This window comes from Pyxidicoccus sp. MSG2, assembly GCF_026626705.1.
GTDB lineage: Bacteria > Myxococcota > Myxococcia > Myxococcales > Myxococcaceae > Myxococcus.
In genome coordinates this window covers 4,557,701-4,573,770 of sequence record NZ_JAPNKC010000001.1, presented here as the reverse complement: position 1 = coordinate 4,573,770, position 16,070 = coordinate 4,557,701, and the positions used below count along the sequence as shown (strand labels likewise).

The 16,070-nt window shown below is 70.5% G+C and carries 13 protein-coding genes; 2 read left to right on the top strand and 11 right to left on the bottom strand.

All coding sequences use genetic code 11. The features are described from left to right. Positions 1 to 55 precede the first annotated feature (55 nt). The gene (locus tag OV427_RS17505) at positions 56 to 1,621 is read right to left on the bottom strand and encodes a mucoidy inhibitor MuiA family protein (RefSeq protein WP_267857265.1); all 1,566 of its coding nucleotides are present in this window, start codon (positions 1,619 to 1,621) and stop codon (positions 56 to 58) included. 10 nt (positions 1,622 to 1,631) lie between these two features. Beyond that, entirely contained in the window at positions 1,632 to 3,821 is a 2,190-nt protein-coding gene (locus OV427_RS17500; protein ID WP_267857264.1) for a mucoidy inhibitor MuiA family protein, read from the bottom strand. Positions 3,822 to 4,517: 696 nt separating this feature from the next. Between OV427_RS17500 and OV427_RS17495 the strand changes: the two genes are divergently transcribed. Then, positions 4,518 to 5,705: a hypothetical protein gene (locus tag OV427_RS17495; protein ID WP_267857263.1), complete on the top strand. Its 1,188-nt coding sequence runs from the start codon at positions 4,518 to 4,520 to the stop codon at positions 5,703 to 5,705. A 25-nt stretch (positions 5,706 to 5,730) separates the two neighbouring features. Here OV427_RS17495 and OV427_RS17490 read toward each other — a convergent pair whose 3' ends face one another. From OV427_RS17490 to OV427_RS17470, 5 genes are all read right to left on the bottom strand, one after another. Continuing rightward, positions 5,731 to 6,381 (bottom strand): class I SAM-dependent methyltransferase, encoded by a 651-nt coding sequence (locus OV427_RS17490; protein WP_267863438.1) that lies wholly within the window; start codon positions 6,379 to 6,381, stop codon positions 5,731 to 5,733. Positions 6,382 to 6,447: 66 nt separating this feature from the next. After that, positions 6,448 to 7,086 carry a zinc ribbon domain-containing protein gene (locus OV427_RS17485; RefSeq protein WP_267857262.1) on the bottom strand — a complete coding sequence of 213 codons (639 nt, stop codon included), beginning with the start codon at positions 7,084 to 7,086 and terminating at the stop codon, positions 6,448 to 6,450. 88 nt (positions 7,087 to 7,174) lie between these two features. Next, positions 7,175 to 9,298, bottom strand: a complete 2,124-nt coding sequence (gene glgX, locus OV427_RS17480; protein ID WP_267857261.1) for a glycogen debranching protein GlgX — start codon at positions 9,296 to 9,298, stop codon at positions 7,175 to 7,177. A 69-nt stretch (positions 9,299 to 9,367) separates the two neighbouring features. Next, complete coding sequence (locus OV427_RS17475) at positions 9,368 to 10,639, bottom strand: hypothetical protein (protein ID WP_267857260.1); 1,272 nt, start codon at positions 10,637 to 10,639, stop codon at positions 9,368 to 9,370. Between the two features lie 222 nt (positions 10,640 to 10,861). Continuing rightward, entirely contained in the window at positions 10,862 to 11,863 is a 1,002-nt protein-coding gene (locus OV427_RS17470; RefSeq protein WP_267857259.1) for a hypothetical protein, read from the bottom strand. A gap of 102 nt (positions 11,864 to 11,965) precedes the next feature. On the opposite strand from OV427_RS17470, the gene OV427_RS17465 reads away from it, so the two are divergent. Further along, a complete protein-coding gene (locus OV427_RS17465; RefSeq protein WP_267857258.1) occupies positions 11,966 to 12,178 on the top strand; it encodes a hypothetical protein in 213 nt (70 codons plus the stop codon). 86 nt (positions 12,179 to 12,264) lie between these two features. Here the strand turns inward: OV427_RS17465 and OV427_RS17460 are convergent, their stop codons facing one another. The 4 genes from OV427_RS17460 to OV427_RS17445 form a co-directional block, all read right to left on the bottom strand. Then, entirely contained in the window at positions 12,265 to 13,974 is a 1,710-nt protein-coding gene (locus tag OV427_RS17460; protein ID WP_267857257.1) for an NAD-dependent malic enzyme, read from the bottom strand. A gap of 125 nt (positions 13,975 to 14,099) precedes the next feature. After that, complete coding sequence (locus tag OV427_RS17455; RefSeq protein WP_267857256.1) at positions 14,100 to 14,660, bottom strand: hypothetical protein; 561 nt, start codon at positions 14,658 to 14,660, stop codon at positions 14,100 to 14,102. A 157-nt stretch (positions 14,661 to 14,817) separates the two neighbouring features. Then, on the bottom strand, positions 14,818 to 15,516 hold the full coding sequence (locus tag OV427_RS17450; protein ID WP_267857255.1) for an MOSC domain-containing protein: 699 nt from the start codon (positions 15,514 to 15,516) through the stop codon (positions 14,818 to 14,820). A 128-nt stretch (positions 15,517 to 15,644) separates the two neighbouring features. After that, on the bottom strand, positions 15,645 to 16,064 hold the full coding sequence (locus OV427_RS17445) for an Erp protein (RefSeq protein ID WP_267857254.1): 420 nt from the start codon (positions 16,062 to 16,064) through the stop codon (positions 15,645 to 15,647). Positions 16,065 to 16,070: the final 6 nt, after the last annotated feature.

Here is a 16,070-nt window from a genome sequence, read left to right as displayed (position 1 = left end):
CGCGCGGTGTCATGACGGGAGCGGATCGTGAGGCCCGCTCCCGAAGCGCGAGCGCCTACAGCTGTCCGGTGTCGTAGTCGGAGGGCGCGTCCACGTGGAAGACGAGGTCCACGGTGCGCTGCTCGCCCGGAGCCAGCGCCACCTTCCACGTGGCGATGCCGTCCTCCGCCGCGAGCGTGTAGCCGGCCGTGGACTCCGGCTCCAGCTCCACCTTCACGTCGTCCAGCTCGGACACGGGGATGTGCTCGGACAGCTCCACCTTCTCGGCGCGCGCGCGGACGTTGGCGAGCTGGAATCGGTAGACGTAGCGGAAGCGCTGCTTCCCACTGAAGAGGCCCTTCGGTCGCTGCACCTCCTCCACCACGGTGCGCTTCACGCGCAGGCCCTCTTCCAGTCCGAAGGTGAGCTCGAAGGGAGCGCCCTTCGCCACGCGCTCCAGCTGTTGGTGGCCCAGGAAGCCCGTGTCGCGGAAGATGCTGACCGGGCCGGGCAGAAGCGGGAAGGGCGTGGCGTTGGACAGCCGCGCCACGCGGAAGACCACCGGGTGGAGCTTGGGCGCCGTGCGCCACGAGAAGTCCGCCTTGAGCCGGTGACGGCCCAGACGCACCCGCACCGCGCTGCCGTCTCCGGGCACCCGTGTCGCCTCCTGTGCCTCCCACTGCACGGAGAGACCCTGCGACACGACGCGCAGGCCCTCTCCCCCGGCCTCCGCCTCTCCATCGCCGGCCTCGGCGTGCCGCTGCTGCTCGTCGCGTCGCACCAGCACCTTGCGCTCCTTCGGCTGCTTCCAGGCGGAGACGTACAGCGGCGTCACCTCGGGCGGCGTGGCGTCCTGGCGCGGCAGCGCGGTGGAGAGGAAGAGCTTCGCGCCCGTCCAGTCCTCGCCCGTGGCCTGGCGCACCGTGGCCAGCGACGTCAGCTCGACGACTCCCGCGGCCTCTTCCGCGCGGGCCTCGTAGAGCGGCGCCCAGGACGTGCCGCCCACCAGGTACGTCAGCTCCACGGGGACCTGTGTGCCCTCGGGGCATGACAAGCGCACCTCCACGCGCTGCTCGCTGCGCTCGGAGAGCGTTGTCAGGCGCGACAGCTCCGACTCCACCTCGGCCAGCTTCTGCTTGAGCACGCGCTGCTTCTCCGCGACGTCTCGTGCCTCCTTCACGCCGCGCAGCCGCACCGCCAGCGCCGAGTCGAAGGCCGTGGCCCAGGCGCGCGGGTCCGGCTTCGGCCCCGTGAGCTCGTGCGTGACGCGGTCCACGGCCACGTTGGTGAAGCCTTGGGACAGCCGGGCCAGGTCCCTGGCTCGCGCGGCAGCGGCCTCCAGCACCTCCTGCTCGCGGTCCAGTTCGAGGCCGCGGGCCTCCCACTTCTGGCGCTCGGGCTCCAGCGAGGCTTCGAGCGTCACGGTGTCGGCGGTGAGGCCCTCCAGGGTGGCGCCAGCGGCGCGGGCGCGGAAGCTCTCGCGCGAGGCCGCCTGGGGCAGGTGGTCGAAGACGGCGGTGGTGGCGCCGGTGCACGTCACCGTCCGCGTGCGAGTCACCTGCGCGCGGTCCGGGTAGATGACGACGGAGGACACCTGGGACGTGTTCACCAGCGCCAGGAGGGTCAGGGGCAGCAGGGTCATGGGAGGTTCCTCACGGGCTCTGGGTCAGGCGCCAGTGCTGCGGGCGGCGCAGGGTGTATTCGAAGGACACGGTGCTCTTGCTGGAGGGCGGCACCACCAGGTCCCACTGCAGCTCGCCCTTCTTCCCGTCCTGGCGGGCGGCGGGCGAGGTGCGCACCAGCTTCACCTCCACCTTGCCGTCATTGCTGAGGGGCCACTGGTCCACCACGCGCACCTGCATGGGGAACGGATAGGGATTGGGCACCTCCAGCGTGACTTCATACGTGTTGAGGTCGTCCTTGGAGATGAAGCCCTCACTGGCCTGCACCAGGCGCACGTTGCGGGCGGTGCGCACGGCGGGGTCGACGCCGAGCGGCAGGGTGAAGGACTCACCGGGGACGACGAGCTTCAGCGCCGCGGTGCCGGCCGGGTCGGCTCCGACGAAGAGGGAGGCGTCACCGCCCGGCAGCACGGTGCGCGACGGGCTCTTGAGCTGGGCGACGAGGAAGGCGTCCGCCGCGAGGGCGGGGAAGACATGACGCTCGACCTGCACGGGCCAGGACTCGATGAGCAGGGGGACGACGCGCTCGCCCTGGCCGCTGCGCACCGTCTCCGGACGCGGCGCGGTGAAGGCCAGGTCGTAGCCGCCGGCGAGCGAGGCGGGCAGGTCCTCCGACAGTTGCGGAGGCTGCCAGCCGGGCGGCGGCGCGAGGCCCACGTAGGAGTCCACGACGGGCTCGGGCCGGTAGGTGCTCGGGGAGGGCGGACCGCCGAGAGAGAAGCCCACCCCCGTGTTGGTGCTCCCCACGTCGACGGTGGGAGGAGCGCCCATGATTTCGACGACCTCGCCCAGGCTCTCCGGGAGCAGCTCCACATTCACCCGAAGGGTGTTCTCGCCCCGGAGCTGGATGTCGGAGCGGGCGTAGGGCCGGTACTGCTCCTTCTCGAACCGGAGGGTGTAGACGCCGGGAGGCAGGAAGGGGATGCGGTAGTTGCCCTGCGCGTCCGTCACCACGGTCTCCTCTCCCCCCAGGCTGACGGCGGTCGCGGTCACGACGAGGTCGGGGACGGGCCTCCGGTCCTGGGCGTCGATGACGGTGCCCAGGATGGTGCCACCGCGTGTGCCGGGGAAGACGCGGCCCACGCTCCGGGAGGGCTGTGGCGCCGACGCCTGGGAGGAAGTGGAGGACTGCGCCGCAGTGGAGGCGGACGGCCCGGAGGACACCGTCTCCTCGGCCTCGGAAGGGAAGGGCTTGCCCGCGCGGGTGAGGAGCTGCTGGCGCAGCGAGAGCACCAGGTCCGGCTCCGGTGTGCTCGGGGGCAGGGGCGGGGGCGCGCTGGCGCGCTCTTCCTGTCTTCGCGGCTCGGGGATGAAGCGCTCGAGGGTGCCGAGCTTCCACGTGGCGAACCGGGGCAGCGACGTGGCGGTGGAGGGCAGGGCGGTGCTGAGCGTGAGCTTCGCGCCCTCCCAGTTCTCACCCGTGTCCTGGCTGACGCGGCCGGAGAAGGCCACCTGCACGCGCTGCTTCTCCGGCTGGAGCTGGAGCTCGTAGCGCGGGTACCAGCGGACGCGCTCGGGGACGAGATACGAGAGCTGCACCCTGGTGAGCCCCGTGCCGGAAAGGGTGACGGCCACCTCGATGCCCGGCTTCTTTGGCCACGTGCCGAGCTGGCCCGCCTCCTCGAGGCGCTTCGTGCGCTGGTCCTTCAGCGCGAGGGCCCGGTCCTCCAGTTCGAGCATGCGCGCCTCCAGCTTCGCGGCGGTGTCGACGAGGAAGCCGGCGGACGCGCTCCACGTCGCGGCCGAGGAAGGCGGCCGCTCGCCGGTGGCGGGGTTCATGGCGTACGGGTTGACCTTCGGCTGCACCTGGCGAAGCGCTTCGAGCTGGAGCCCCACGGCCGCACGCTCGGCCTCGGCGCGGGCGAGGTCGTCATCCAGCGTGTCCAGCGTGTCCAGCAGCTTGCGCGCCTCCTGCTGCGGGAAGGGCGGGGCGCTGGCGGGGCGCACGTCCACCGAGGAGACCTCGGCGCCCTGGGCCTCGACACGGATGGAGTCGGGGTCCACGAAGTCCGGCAGCCGGGGCAGCTCCACCCGCTGGGTGCCGGAGACGGTGAGGGTGGCGGTCCGCACCACGCGGGCCCTGTCGCTGTAGACGGTGACGGCGCTGATGGGCGCTTCGGTGGTGGCGTGGAGAAGGCTCGCGAGGCCGAGGAGGAGCATGGCGCCAAGCTAGCGAGCGAGGCGCGGGCGCATCTTCACGGAGTCATCATGGTGCGCGCACGAAAGGAGCATTCCTTCGAGGAGGCTCGACGTCAGGCTTTGAGGCGCCAACGCTCGCGAAGCCTTGCCAGCGGTTGCCCCTGGGGGCGATTGCGAAAGCCTCCGCCAGACTGCGTTGCTTACGCCGAAGGGGGCTCGGGATGACAAGTCATTGCACGGAGACCCTGTGCTCCGGAGCCCCGCCCTTTGTCGGCGCGAGCACCTTCCCCCTTCCCTCGCGTGCGTTGCTGGAATTCCGGGCCTTGCACAGGATGCGGCATACCTCTCGGGAGGGATTTACCCGCACCGACCTGACGTGTTACCTCATAGGTCATGCTGAGGGGCTTTGAGTCGAACGACCTCCCAAGTCTATTTCCTGAATTGCTGGTATTGACGGGGATTCGTGGATGGTCGAAAGTTCGTGATCTGAAGTTCCTTCAAAGGCTGTGCCGCAAGTGGGGATGAACAGATGGCAACGCTCAAGACTCAACTGCGTCGTTGGGTGCTGATTGTTGGGACTGCCGCCGCGCTGGGCGCGGGCACCGCATACGCGCAGATACGTGAAGCGGCGTGCTGCGGCCCCTGTACGTGCCTGCCGAATGGCAGCACCGGCTACTGCTGCTGGTCCTGCTAACGCCGCTGTACCGAGCGCGCGTCATGCAAGTGGCCATCCGTCTCCTCAGGGCTTTCGCCGCGCCGGTCGTCGTCTTCGCCGCGGTCACGGCCCTGTCATGGTTCCTGGCCACCCACTGGTTCGGTTCGCGTGAGCCCGAGGTCTGTCCCCCCGGCGCCACGGCGGAGACACCCTCCCAGGAGACACCACCCGCCACCGTCTCCAGGGTGGGCTACCAGGCCGCCGTCAACGGCTCCGGCTTCACGCAGTCCCACGTCGGCACGGACGTGCGCTACGCCTCCTCGCGGGCGGAGGGGGTGCGGACTTCTTCCAATACCCTCCTTGGCGAGCGCGAAGGCGCGTCCGAGGAACTCGCCACGCTGCTGGATGGGCACAAGGGGCCGCGCCCCGCCAACCTGATGAACTGCTCCTCCGACGGAGGCACCTTCCGCTGTGGCGAGTGCACGACGGACAGTGAATGCCCCGCGGGGCAGGGGTGCATCATCAATTTTGGCAAGGGCACCTTCGAGTGCGCCGCCAGCGAGTGCGAGAATGATTCAGGTTGCTTCCCCGGCTCTGTCTGTCGTGTCGCCGCGGGAGGTGCTCCGGGGCCCGTGATTCGCCGGTGCCTGCTGGCGGGAGTCCGCCTCGCGGGGGAGTCCTGCAGCCGGTGGCCCGCGACTCGCGAGGAGGCGTGCGGGGAGGGGCTGCTCTGCATCAACCACCGCTGTGGACCGCCCTGCACTCCAGGGGAGCCGGAGGCGTGCCCGGAGGGATACAGCTGCGAGGAAAGCCCCAGTGGCGCGGCCTGCGTTTCGGATTGCCGGGGACAAGGATGCCCCACGGGCAAGCAATGCGCTGCGCTCAACGGCGGCGTCCACCAGTGCCTGAACCTCGTCGTGGACGAGTGCTCCGACGAGAAGCCCTGTGCGCAGGGAGAGAACTGTATCGTCCGGGGGCGTGTCGGACACGCGGGCCGGTTCTGCGCGGCGGCCTGTGATTCCTGGAAGACGGACAGTTGCTCCGGAGCGCAGGTGTGCGGGATGGGCGGGCCCACGGGAAGCGCGTGTTATGCGAAGTGCGACCCCCAGGACCTGAGCACCTGCCCCCAGGGCTGGCTCTGCACGACGGTGACGGAAGACCTCCAGACGTGGGGGTGCCTGCCGGACTTCACGAGCAGTGTCCCCGCGCCTCCGCGTCCCCGTCCCTCCGCGGTGAGGCCGGCTCCGTGAGGTGAGGCGGGACGGAGGTGTCTACCTACCGCCGCTCCACGTCCCACCAGCCGAACCACATCGTCCGCTGCTCGGTGAGGTGGACCCAGCCGGGCGCGTGCGCGTACACCCGGGGCAGCAGCCCCGCGCCCGTCATCGCTCGAGCCGTCTCCTCGAACGAGTACAGGTGCAGCGCCACGGAGGGGCCCGCCGTCTGGACCTCACGCGTGGACGCTTCGTGTCCCGCGAGCCCGGGCCGCCGCTCCAGCACCGTGAAGAGCATCCGCCCTCCCGGCTCCAGCGCCGCGGCGAGGTGGCCCAGTACGCGCGGCAGGTCCTCGCAGAAGTCCAGGCAGCCAATGGCCAGCGCGACGTGGAAGCGGCCCCACTCGGCAGGGAAGGGCTGGTGATAGCTGTGCAGGTGCCACGCGCCTTCGGGCCGTGCACGCCGCGCCAGGTCCAACATCTCCGGTGACAGGTCCGTGCCCACCACGTCCACGGAGGCGTCCAGTCCCCGCGTGTGCAGCCCGGGCCCGCAGCCCACGTCGAGCACCCGGCACCCGGGCTTCACCGCGTCCGCGAGGAAGCGCTCCACCCGGTCCTCGTACCGGTGCAGCACGGGGAACAGCGCCTCGTAGGCCGGCGCAATCTCCCCGTACACCTGCCGCACTCCCTCTTCCTGCGCGTCCCGGGACATGGTGGCCGCAAGCCTACGCAGGACGAGGGCCCGCATGGCGAAGAACCCACGCGAGCCCCGGGCCGCTCACCCGCTCCGGGGCGTGCCGCACTCCGGGCAGAACTTCGCGCGCTCGGGAATCTCCTGACCGCACTTGCCGCAGCCCACCTTCTGCACCGCCAGTGGCTTGCCGCACTCGAGGCAGAACTTCCCGCCCTCCACCTTCGCACTGCAGTGCGGGCAGGCCGCCACGCGCGTCGCCGTCACGTCGAGCGACGCGACCTGGTCCACCTTGCGCGCCTTCTCCCGCGCCTGCTCCACCGCCACGTGCGCCTGGATGGAGGCCGCCTCCTCCGCGAGGTCCGGCGCACACGCCTCACACAGGCTGCGCGTCTCGTTCCAGCACGACTTCGGACACACCCACTTCCCGCACCGCGTGCAGTTCTTGAAGTGCTTGCGCCCTTCCTCCACCGCCTCCGCGTAGGCCTCGTCCCAGCCCTGGCCGCGCAGCGCGTCCTTCAGGTGCGTGCCCGCGTGCGCCGCGCGCCCAATCGTCCCGCCGAAGAACGAGCCCGCCGCGCGGAGAATCCCCGTGGCCACGCCCACCTTGCTCGCGATGAACGGCGACATGTGCCCGTTGCCGCACTTGTCGCAGAAGAACTCGAACTGGAAGCCGTAGTCGTTCGAGCGGTCCGTGTAGTTCCGGGTGAACTGAATCATCGACATGCCGCGTGTGCCCCCTCTGGCAACCCGCGCGGAACGCTACCACGACGCGGCGCGCCCCTCACCGAGGGACGCGCCGCTGTGTCTCCGCTCAGCCTCCCACCTGCCGGAACACCGCGAGCGAGCGGCCCGTCGCCTCGAACTTCCCGGGCGCCGGCTCTCCGCCACGCTGGTCATCCGCCGTGTACAGCTCCAATTCCCACCGCTGCCCGGCGGCCGCCGGAGGCAGCTTGAAGGACACCGGCTCGTGGTGCGAGTTGAGCAGCACCAGCAGCGCGTCGCCGTAGATGCGCTGTCCGCGCTCGTCCGGTGTCGGAATCGCGTCGCCTCCCAGGAGGAACGCCAGCGAGCGCGTGAAGGGCTTCTGCCAGTCGTCCGCGCCCATCTCCGTCCCGTCCGGCCGGAACCACGTCAAATCCTTGTGCTCCGAGTCCCACAGGTGCGCGCCCTTGAAGAAGCGGCGGCGCTGCAACACCGGCTGCCCGTGCCGGAACTGGATGAGCTTGCGCGTGAAGGCGAGCAGCTTCTGGCGCCGCTCGTCCAGATTCCAGTCCACGTAGGACAAGTCGTTGTCCTGGCAGTACGCGTTGTTGTTGCCCTTCTGCGTGCGGCCCATCTCGTCGCCCGCGACAATCATCGGGACGCCGGTGGACAGGAAGAGGGACGCCAGGAGGTTGCGCTTCTGCCGCTCGCGCAGGGCCACGACGTCGGCCTTGTCCGTCTCGCCCTCCACGCCGCAGTTCCAGGACTGGTTGTCGTCCGCGCCGTCGCGGTTGTGCTCGCCGTTGGCCTCGTTGTGCTTGTGGCTGTACGTCACCAGGTCGTGCAGCGTGAAGCCGTCGTGCGCGGTGACGAAGTTGATGCTCGCCTGCGGCTTGCGCCGCGCCTCCGCGTACAGGTCCGCGTTGCCCGTGAGCCGGTAGCCCATCTCGCCCGCGAGATTCTCGTCGCCCTTCCAGTAGCGGCGCAGCGCGTCCCGGTACTTGCCGTTCCACTCGCGCCACGGCGCGGGGAAGCCGCCCACCTGGTAGCCGCCGAGCCCCACGTCCCACGGCTCCGCAATCAGCTTCGTGCGCGCCAGCACCGGGTCCTGGTGGATGATTTGGAACAGCGCCGAGTTCCGGTCGAAGCCGCCCTCGCCCGTGCGCCCGAGCACCGGGGCCAGGTCGAAGCGGAACCCGTCCACGTGCATCTCGTTCACCCAGTAGCGCAGGCTGTCGATAATCAGCCGCGCCGTATTCGGGTTGGACGCGTTGACGCTGTTGCCGCACCCGGTGAAGTCCAGATAGTGGCGCTTCTCTGGCATGAGCCAGTAGTAGGCCGCGTTGTCGATGCCCTTGAGCGACAGCGTGGGCCCCAGGTGGTTGCCCTCGCACGTGTGGTTGTAGACGACGTCGAGGATGACCTCGATGCCGGCCGCGTGCAGGTCCCTCACCATGGCCTTGAACTCGGCCACCGCGGCGCCGGGCGTCTTGCGGCTGGCGTAGTACTGCTCCGGCGCGAAGTAGCCGAGGGTGTTGTAGCCCCAGAAGTTGGACAGCTTCTTGTCGTTGAGGAACGAGTCGTCCGCGAAGGCGTGCACCGGCAGGAGCTCCACCGACGTGACGCCCAGCGCCTTCAGGTGGTCGATGACGGCCGGCGAGCCCAGGCCCGCGTAGGTGCCGCGCAGGTGCTCGGGCACGCCGGGGTGGCGCATGGTGAGGCCGCGCACGTGGGCCTCGTACAGCACCGTCTTGCGCCAGGGCACGTCCGGACGTCTGTCATTGCCCCAGTCGAAGAAGTCGCTCACCACCACGCTCTTGGGCATGCCGGCGGCGCTGTCCCGCTCGTCCTTCGCCAGGTCCTGCTGCGCGTTGCCCAGCGGATAGCCGAAGACGGGCTGGCGCCAGTCCACGTCGCCGTAGAGCGCCTTGGCGTACGGGTCCACCAGCAGCTTGTGGGGGTTGCAACGATGTCCCCTGGTCGGCTCGTACGGGCCGTGCACGCGCAGGCCATACAGCGTCCCCGGCTCCAGGCCCGGCACGTAGCCGTGGAAGACGTTGTCCGTCACCTCGTGCAGCTCGAAGCGGTCGGTTTCCTTCGATGGGTTGGCGGAGTCGTAGAGACAGACCTCCACCTTGGTCGCCACCGAGGAGAAGACGGCGAAGTTGACTCCGGTGCCGTCGAACGTCGCACCACGTGGCCAGGGCTTGCCCGGCCAGACCTCCCTACTCATACGGGCTCTCGATTCCTCTGAAGGAAATTGCCCGCTGAATGTGGGAGTGCCCCTCCGGGCCGGCAACCGTCAGGCGGCGACAGCGTGGTCCAGTGAGCGCCAGGTCCCCAGCGCCCAGTCCTGCTCCTCCGGGTCGTCGAAGCTCACCACGCACAGGGCCCGCCGCCTGCCGGAGCTGCACAGGGCCGTCAGCCGGCACTCGCCCGGCACCACGTGCAGGGAGGCCCGGCCACTCACCCGCTCGCCGTGGTGCTCCAGCTCCAGCGCGCGGCGCTCGGCGCTGGTGGGGGCCAGGCTCTCCTCGGCGCCGTCCTCCAGCGGCATGAAGCGCACGCTGCGGCGGTGGTCCCTCGCCACCCACGTGCCGTCCTGGAGGTGCGCCTCCGCGAGCGAGCCGGGGATGCGAATCTCCCAGCCCTCGGGCAGCGCCACCTGCACCGCGCCGCGCCGGTAGCCCATGGGCGGACCTCCCGTCACACCGGCCGCGCGGCGGCGGACCTCCTCGGCCAGCGTGCCGCCGATGCCCAGGTAGCCGAGCACCTCCTGCCACTCGCGCCAGGGGTAGGGCAGGGACGGGTCCTCGCGCCAGGCGGACTCCAGCAGGCGGGCCACGTCGCGGAAGAGGGCGCGCTCCTCGTCGAGCAGCGGCGGGCGCCACACCACGTCCGTCCACAGGCGGCACAAGGCGCGGCTCAGGCGCGTGCGCGCGTGGAGGCCCGGCTTCCACCAGGGGAACACGTCCATGCCGCGGCGCGGGTCCTCGTAGACGTTGCGCAGCCAACGCTCGTCACGGGGGCCCAGCGGGGTGAGCAGCGCGCCGGGATGCTCGAAGGTGTGGCCGAAGCGCATGGACAGTCCGAAGCCGGACTCTCCCTGACGGCGCATGCGCAGCACCTGGGCCACCGACTCCTGGAGCGAGGCCAGCATGTAGACCTCCACCGGGCCCTCGTCGCCCGTGTGGAAGTAGCCCGTCGGATCGCCCACGCCGGCCGCCTCGTCCGCGTCCGCCCAGGTGAGACCGAGCTCCTGGCCGAGGCGCTTCACCAGGTCGCAGAGGAAGACGTGGTAGCCGGGGCCCACCGCGGACGTCTCGGCGGAAATCACCACCCGGGCGCCGCTGGCCGCGAGGATGGACACCTCACCGGCGGCCGGATGCAGGCGCAACCGGAGCAGGGGCGCGCCGTGGGGGCCGGTGCCCATGCGGGCGCTCTCCAGCCAGTCCTCCGCGTGCTCGTGGAACCAGGCGAGGGCTCGCCGCAGCCAGGGCTTGCCCGCCTCGGGAGGCGAGAAGGGGTTCCCGTCCGCGTCGCGTCGACCGGCCAGCAGCAGCTTCACACTCATGTCGCCCCACCCGAGTTCAAGCTTCGGTTCCCTCTTGTTGGATAGCGTGTCTTCACTCGAAGGTGCCACCGACGCGCAGTGCCTGCTCGCCCGTCCTCCACGTCGCCCGGAGTTGCGGGCGGGGCGACGAGCGCACGGTGGGTTGTCTGTCCTTCGTGAACAAACAAGTCCAACCGTGTTGCAGACGTGCAAGCAGGCGCTCGGACGGCGGGGCTCGGTTTCTCAGTCCGTGGGGATGCGCTGGAAGCCGCGCACGATCGTCTTGAAGTGCGCCAGGTACTCCGCGCGGTCTGCTTCACCCAACTGGCCCTGGATGAGGAAGTAGCGGTACTCGTCCATGAGCACCGCGAGGTACAGCGTGACGTCCTGCTGGGTGGCGGGGTCCTTCGCGCGGGCCACCAACTCGTGACCCTTCAGGCCGTCTACCGTCAGCGGGGTGCTGGACTCGACGGTGGTCGCCTTTGCGCCCGACAGGCCTTCCAGATGGGAGAGGGCAAGGGCAGACATGTCATCACCCAGGCCCGTCGTGCTCATCGAGGGCATGATGGCGAGGAAGGGCTGCGTCAGGGGATTCCCGAGTGGCTTCCCATCGCGGGTGTATACGAGGCCGCTCTGAATCCGCTGGGCCTCCTTCAGGCCGGGGGTCTTCTTCAACGTGAAGAGGTCGGGCCCGCGCGAGGGTTCGGCGTCGGGATTCCAGCGCGTGGAGCGCACGGCGGCCTCGAGGGGTTTGCGCAGGGCCTTCGAGTCCTGTTCGCGCCAGGTGGCGTGGACCACCAGCGTGGCGGAGGTGGCTCCGAGCACGAGGATGCACCGGCGGAAGTCCACGCCATCAGAGGAGAGTGCGACGTGAAAGAGGACCCCCGCATGGCCGTCCACCTTCACCTCCTCGCGGGACAGCAGCTTCGCACCCTGGGCCGCGAGCGACTCCGCGCTGAATCCCTTGAGGGTCAGGTCCAGGGCGTCAGGGGAGCCGAGGGGGTAGTCCTTCACCCGGATGGAGGCGAGCGTCGCCTTCTGCCGGAAGCCGTTGTAGCGCGTGGTCTCGGTGAAGCCCTCGGGGGGCGCCAGGGAGACGCGGGTGCCCTTCACCTGGACGAGCGCGGGCGCCCTGGGCTTCGAGGACGACGCCCGGGGTGGCGCGGCAAGCGCGAGCGCCGGGCCGAGGGTGAGGGTGGCGACAAGGAACAGCCGCGTCAGGGAGCGTCTGGGGCGAAGGGCCATGGACAGACCCTGGCAGGTGGGAGGGCGGCCACTCAAGCAGGCCCCGGTACGACAGGTGCCCTGAGACGAAAGGGCACGCAGCTTGGGGGGCAGGAGGCTGCCATGAGCAAGAAGGACGTCCTGCACATTCCACCGGAAGCCCTGCCCACCGCGCCCGACCGCAGCGCCGGCACCGAAGAGCACCACCCGCACCGCGCTCCGCCGTTACTGCAACCGGATGGCGGTCCCGGCAACAACCCCGGCTCCGGCGGGGACCCACGCATCATCGAGCCCGTGGGAACGCCCCGCCCCTATCCCGGCACCAGCGTGCAGTGAGCGCGCGGTAGCGCCCGTGTGAGGGCCGCTCCCCAACCCGTTCGCATGAGGACGCGGGTGGGGAGCGGAGGTGTTTCCAGCGGGCTTCAGCGCGCCTTGTGGATGGGCAGGAACACCGGCTTCCACATGCGCTGCTCCAGGTGCGCCTCCAGGTCCTCCGGGAGCGGCTCGCCGCAGACGCCTTCCTTCACCGCCTGGCGGATGACCGCGATGGCTACCTGTTTGCTCGCGGTGTGGATGCGGTCCATGCGCGGGTAGAGGCCACCCTGCGCCAGCCGCTGCGCGTCCACGAACTCGCCGAGCGCGAGCGCCGCCGCGGTGACCATTCCATCCGTCACCCGCTTCGCGCGGCAGGTGAGCACGCCCAACCCCAGGCCCGGGAAGATGAACGCGTTGTTGCCCTGGCCCACCGGGTACAGCGCGCCGTTGTACTCCACGTCGTCGAAGGGACTGCCGGTGGCGACGAGCGCCCTGCCATCCGTCCAGCGGTACACGTCTGCTGGGACCGCTTCGCTGTTGGCCGTGGGATTCGACAGCGCGAACACCACCGGGTACGGCGTGTTCTTCGCCACCTCGCGAACGACTTCCTCGCCGAACGCGCCACGCTGGCCGGACAGCCCGAGCAGCACCGTCACCTTCGCCTCGCGCACCGTCTCCAGCAGCGAGGGAATGGCGCCCTGCACCTTCCAGCCCGCCACGCGCGACGGCTCCTGGGCCAATTCGCGCTTGTAGGGCTCCAGCCCCTTGCGGTCCTTGAGGATGAGCCCCTTGGAGTCGATGAGGAAGATGCGCTCGCGCGCGGCCTGCGCGCTCAGTCCCTGGAGCTGGAGGCCGCGCACGATTTGCCGCGCCACGCCCACGCCGCCCGCGCCCGCGCCGTGGATGACGAAGGTCTGCTGCGTCAGCGGCTGCTGGCTGCGCCGGGACGCCGCGAGCAGGCCCGCGAGCACCACCGCGCCCGTGCCCTGGATGTCGTCGTTGAGCGAGGGCAGCACGTCCTGGTAGCGCTCCAGCACGTCGAAGGCCTTCTGCTTGCTGAAGTCCTCCCACTGCAACAGCACGCGCGGGAAGCGGCGCTGGAGCGCGGTGACGAAGCGGTGGATGAAGTCGTCGTAGGCCTGGCCCTCCAGGCGCTTCATCCGCACGCCGAGGTACAGCGGGTCGTCCAGCAGGTCCTGCCGGTTGGTGCCCACGTCCAGCTCCACGGGCAGCGTCACGGCGGGGTCGATGCCCGCGGCCGCCGTGTACAGCGACAGCTTGCCGATGCAGATGGCCAGCCCGCCGAAGCCCTGGTCGCCAATGCCGAGGATGCCCTCGTTGTCCGTGGCGACGATGAGCTGCACGTCCGGGAAGGGCGTCTCCTCCAGCAGCGAGTCGATGCGGTCGATGTTCTCCGGGTTGACGACGAGCCCGCGCGGGAAGCGGTAGATGCGGCTGAACTGCTCCACCGCCTGCGCCACCGTGGGCGTGTAGATGATGGGCATCATCTCCTGGATGTGCGTGTCGAGCAGCGCGTAGAAGAGCACCTCGCTGCGGTCCTGCAGTGCGCGCAGGAAGACGTGCTTCTCCAGGTCCGTCTTGAAGGACTTGAAGTTGGCGTAGGCGCGCGTCACCTGCTCTTCCAGCGAGGAGACGTGCGTGGGCAGCAGGCCCAGCAGGCCGAAGGCCTCGCGCTCCTCACGCGTGAAGGACGTGCCCTTGTTGAGCAGCGGGAGGCGGGTGAGCAGCAGTCCCGGCAGGGACGTCTCCAGATAGGGGCGCCCCTCGGCGTCGTACTTCTTCTCGTATTGTTTCATGGCGACAGCGTTCCCTCTTCGCGGTGAGCACGCCAGCACGTCTTTTCAACGGCCCCCCGGAAATGGCGATGCCCGCGCAGGAGCTGCGCGGGCACCGTCCATTGAGTCATGTGCGCCGGGCCGGGCTACTTGATGCGCGTACCGGACTCCGGCACGGTGGAGCTGCCGCTGGACGTGTCCGGCGAGGTGCGGGTGTCCGGCGTCGTCATGTCGTCACCGGAGCCGCCCGTGCCGGCCGGGTCCAGCGTGGTGTCGTCGCGCGGCTCGGTGCTCAGGTCGTCACCGGAGCCGCCGGTGCCCGGGTCCGTGGTGCTGCCGGTGCCCGGCTCCACAGGGGTGCCGGAGCCGCTGGTGCCGGGGCCGGTGCCCGGGTCCACGCTGCCGGAGTTGATGTCGCTACCGGTGCCTGTGCCGCCGGTGCCCGGGTCCACGGTGCCGCCCGTCTCCGGCCTCATGGTCGGGTCATCCATGCCCGTGCCGCCCGTGCCCGGGTCGGTGGTGGTACCGGTGCCCGTGCCGGTGGTGTCACCGCCCGTGGTGCCCGTACCGGTGGTGTCACCGCCCGTGGTGGACGGCGCCGTCGGCTCTTCCTTCGTGGCGCCCGAGTCCGACTTGCAGCCGGTACCGAGCGCGAGGATGCCGGCGGACAGAGAAGCAACGACGAGGCTGGTCTTGAGGAACTTCATGTGGGTCTCTCCCAGTGTGTGAGGGTCTTGGCTGCTGCTGGTGGGGAACGTGAGCAGCCAGATTCCGGTGTGCAGGGGCCGCTCCTCTGGCTGCCTGCTCTTCGGGGTGGCACTGGGAACAAGACCTGGGGGTGACTCCCCGGGTCGGTTCTGTGTGTCAGTCAGCGGTGTTGGGGCCCTGCAGCCTGGGGCGGTCATCACCCCGGGTGCCCCGCGCGCGGCGGCGCAGGGACTCGCGCCAGCCGGGGGCCAGCAGCTCGCAGTCGGCCAGCGCGGCCGCGGCGTCTGGCGCGTGGCCGTGCATGGCGTGGTTGGCGAAGGCGATGGTGAAGGCGGGGAAGGGGCGCTCGAGGAGCTCCAGCGCGTCGCCCTCGCTCACGGGACCTTCCTCCAGCACGCGGAAGTACCAGCCGGTGCGGCCCGTCTCCTGGATGAGCAGCGCCAGGTCCTTGCGTCCCCAGCGGCGCGCGGGCTTCCAGCACGGCTGGCGCGGCTGGGACACCTGCACGCGGGCGCCGCCCACGCGCAGCACGTCACCGATGCAGACGGTGTCCTCCGAGCCGGGGGAGAGGGTCCAGTTCTCGCCGAAGGCACCCGCGCCCACGTCGCTGCGCCCCAGGCGCTCGCACCAGAAGAGGTAGTGCGAGAAGGGGTAGGCGAGCACGGCCTTCTCGAAGCCGCCGTGGACCGTGAGGTCCGCCTGCCCGTCCCCGGCCAGGCCGGTGCGGGACAGCCACAGCGGCCCGGGCACCGGCTCCTTGATGATGGCGCTCGTCCACGGCCGCTCCATCGGCGATGCGGCTGTGGCCGTGCCCAGCTCGCGGGGCAGGCCCACGCGCAGCGAGAGGATGTACATGGCCCCAGGGACAAAGCAGGCGCGGGGGCGGGTGTCCAGCGGTGCAGGGGGGCGCCTCGACCAGGCGTCCACTCAAAGGCCGCCGGGCGCATGGAGCGCGCCCGGCGGCCGCGTGTTGCAACCGTCGCCTAGAACCCGGTGCCGGCGTCGATGACGGAGCCACCGGTGGGCGGCTGGAACGTGCTGGTCGAGTCGCTGGGATTCGGGTTCAGCCCCGGCGTCGTCCCGGAGCCGGAGCCGCCCATGCCCACACCCGCGTCCGTGCCCGTCACCGACGTGGTGCCGCCGGTACCCGAGCCGCCCATCCCCGTCCCCGTCGTCCCTGGTGCCGTGGTGGTGCCCGTCGAAGTGCCCGCCGCGCCCGGCGCCGTCGTGTCCTGCGGCGGGACGCCGGTGGCGGTACCCGTGCTGGTGCCCGTCTGTCCCGTGCTCGGCGTCGCCTGCGCCAGTGTCACCGGCGTCTCCGTCGCGCTGCACGCCGTGCCCAGCGCCAGGGTCCCCGCCAGTGCGCCTGCCCACAACCAACCCCGCTTCATGTGCTTCGCCATTGCTGC

Excerpts from the sequence above, each read along its gene's own strand:
- OV427_RS17505 (WP_267857265.1), bottom strand. The coding sequence starts at position 1,621 with ATGACCCTGCTGCCCCTGACCCTCCTGGCGCTGGTGAACACGTCCCAG.
- OV427_RS17500 (WP_267857264.1), bottom strand. The coding sequence starts at position 3,821 with ATGCTCCTCCTCGGCCTCGCGAGCCTTCTCCACGCCACCACCGAAGCG.
- OV427_RS17495 (WP_267857263.1), top strand. The coding sequence starts at position 4,518 with ATGCAAGTGGCCATCCGTCTCCTCAGGGCTTTCGCCGCGCCGGTCGTC.
- OV427_RS17490 (WP_267863438.1), bottom strand. The coding sequence starts at position 6,381 with ATGTCCCGGGACGCGCAGGAAGAGGGAGTGCGGCAGGTGTACGGGGAG.
- OV427_RS17485 (WP_267857262.1), bottom strand. The coding sequence starts at position 7,086 with ATGTCGATGATTCAGTTCACCCGGAACTACACGGACCGCTCGAACGAC.
- glgX (WP_267857261.1), bottom strand. The coding sequence starts at position 9,298 with ATGAGTAGGGAGGTCTGGCCGGGCAAGCCCTGGCCACGTGGTGCGACG.
- OV427_RS17475 (WP_267857260.1), bottom strand. The coding sequence starts at position 10,639 with ATGAGTGTGAAGCTGCTGCTGGCCGGTCGACGCGACGCGGACGGGAAC.
- OV427_RS17470 (WP_267857259.1), bottom strand. The coding sequence starts at position 11,863 with ATGGCCCTTCGCCCCAGACGCTCCCTGACGCGGCTGTTCCTTGTCGCC.
- OV427_RS17465 (WP_267857258.1), top strand. The coding sequence starts at position 11,966 with ATGAGCAAGAAGGACGTCCTGCACATTCCACCGGAAGCCCTGCCCACC.
- OV427_RS17460 (WP_267857257.1), bottom strand. The coding sequence starts at position 13,974 with ATGAAACAATACGAGAAGAAGTACGACGCCGAGGGGCGCCCCTATCTG.
- OV427_RS17455 (WP_267857256.1), bottom strand. The coding sequence starts at position 14,660 with ATGAAGTTCCTCAAGACCAGCCTCGTCGTTGCTTCTCTGTCCGCCGGC.
- OV427_RS17450 (WP_267857255.1), bottom strand. The coding sequence starts at position 15,516 with ATGTACATCCTCTCGCTGCGCGTGGGCCTGCCCCGCGAGCTGGGCACG.
- OV427_RS17445 (WP_267857254.1), bottom strand. The coding sequence starts at position 16,064 with ATGGCGAAGCACATGAAGCGGGGTTGGTTGTGGGCAGGCGCACTGGCG.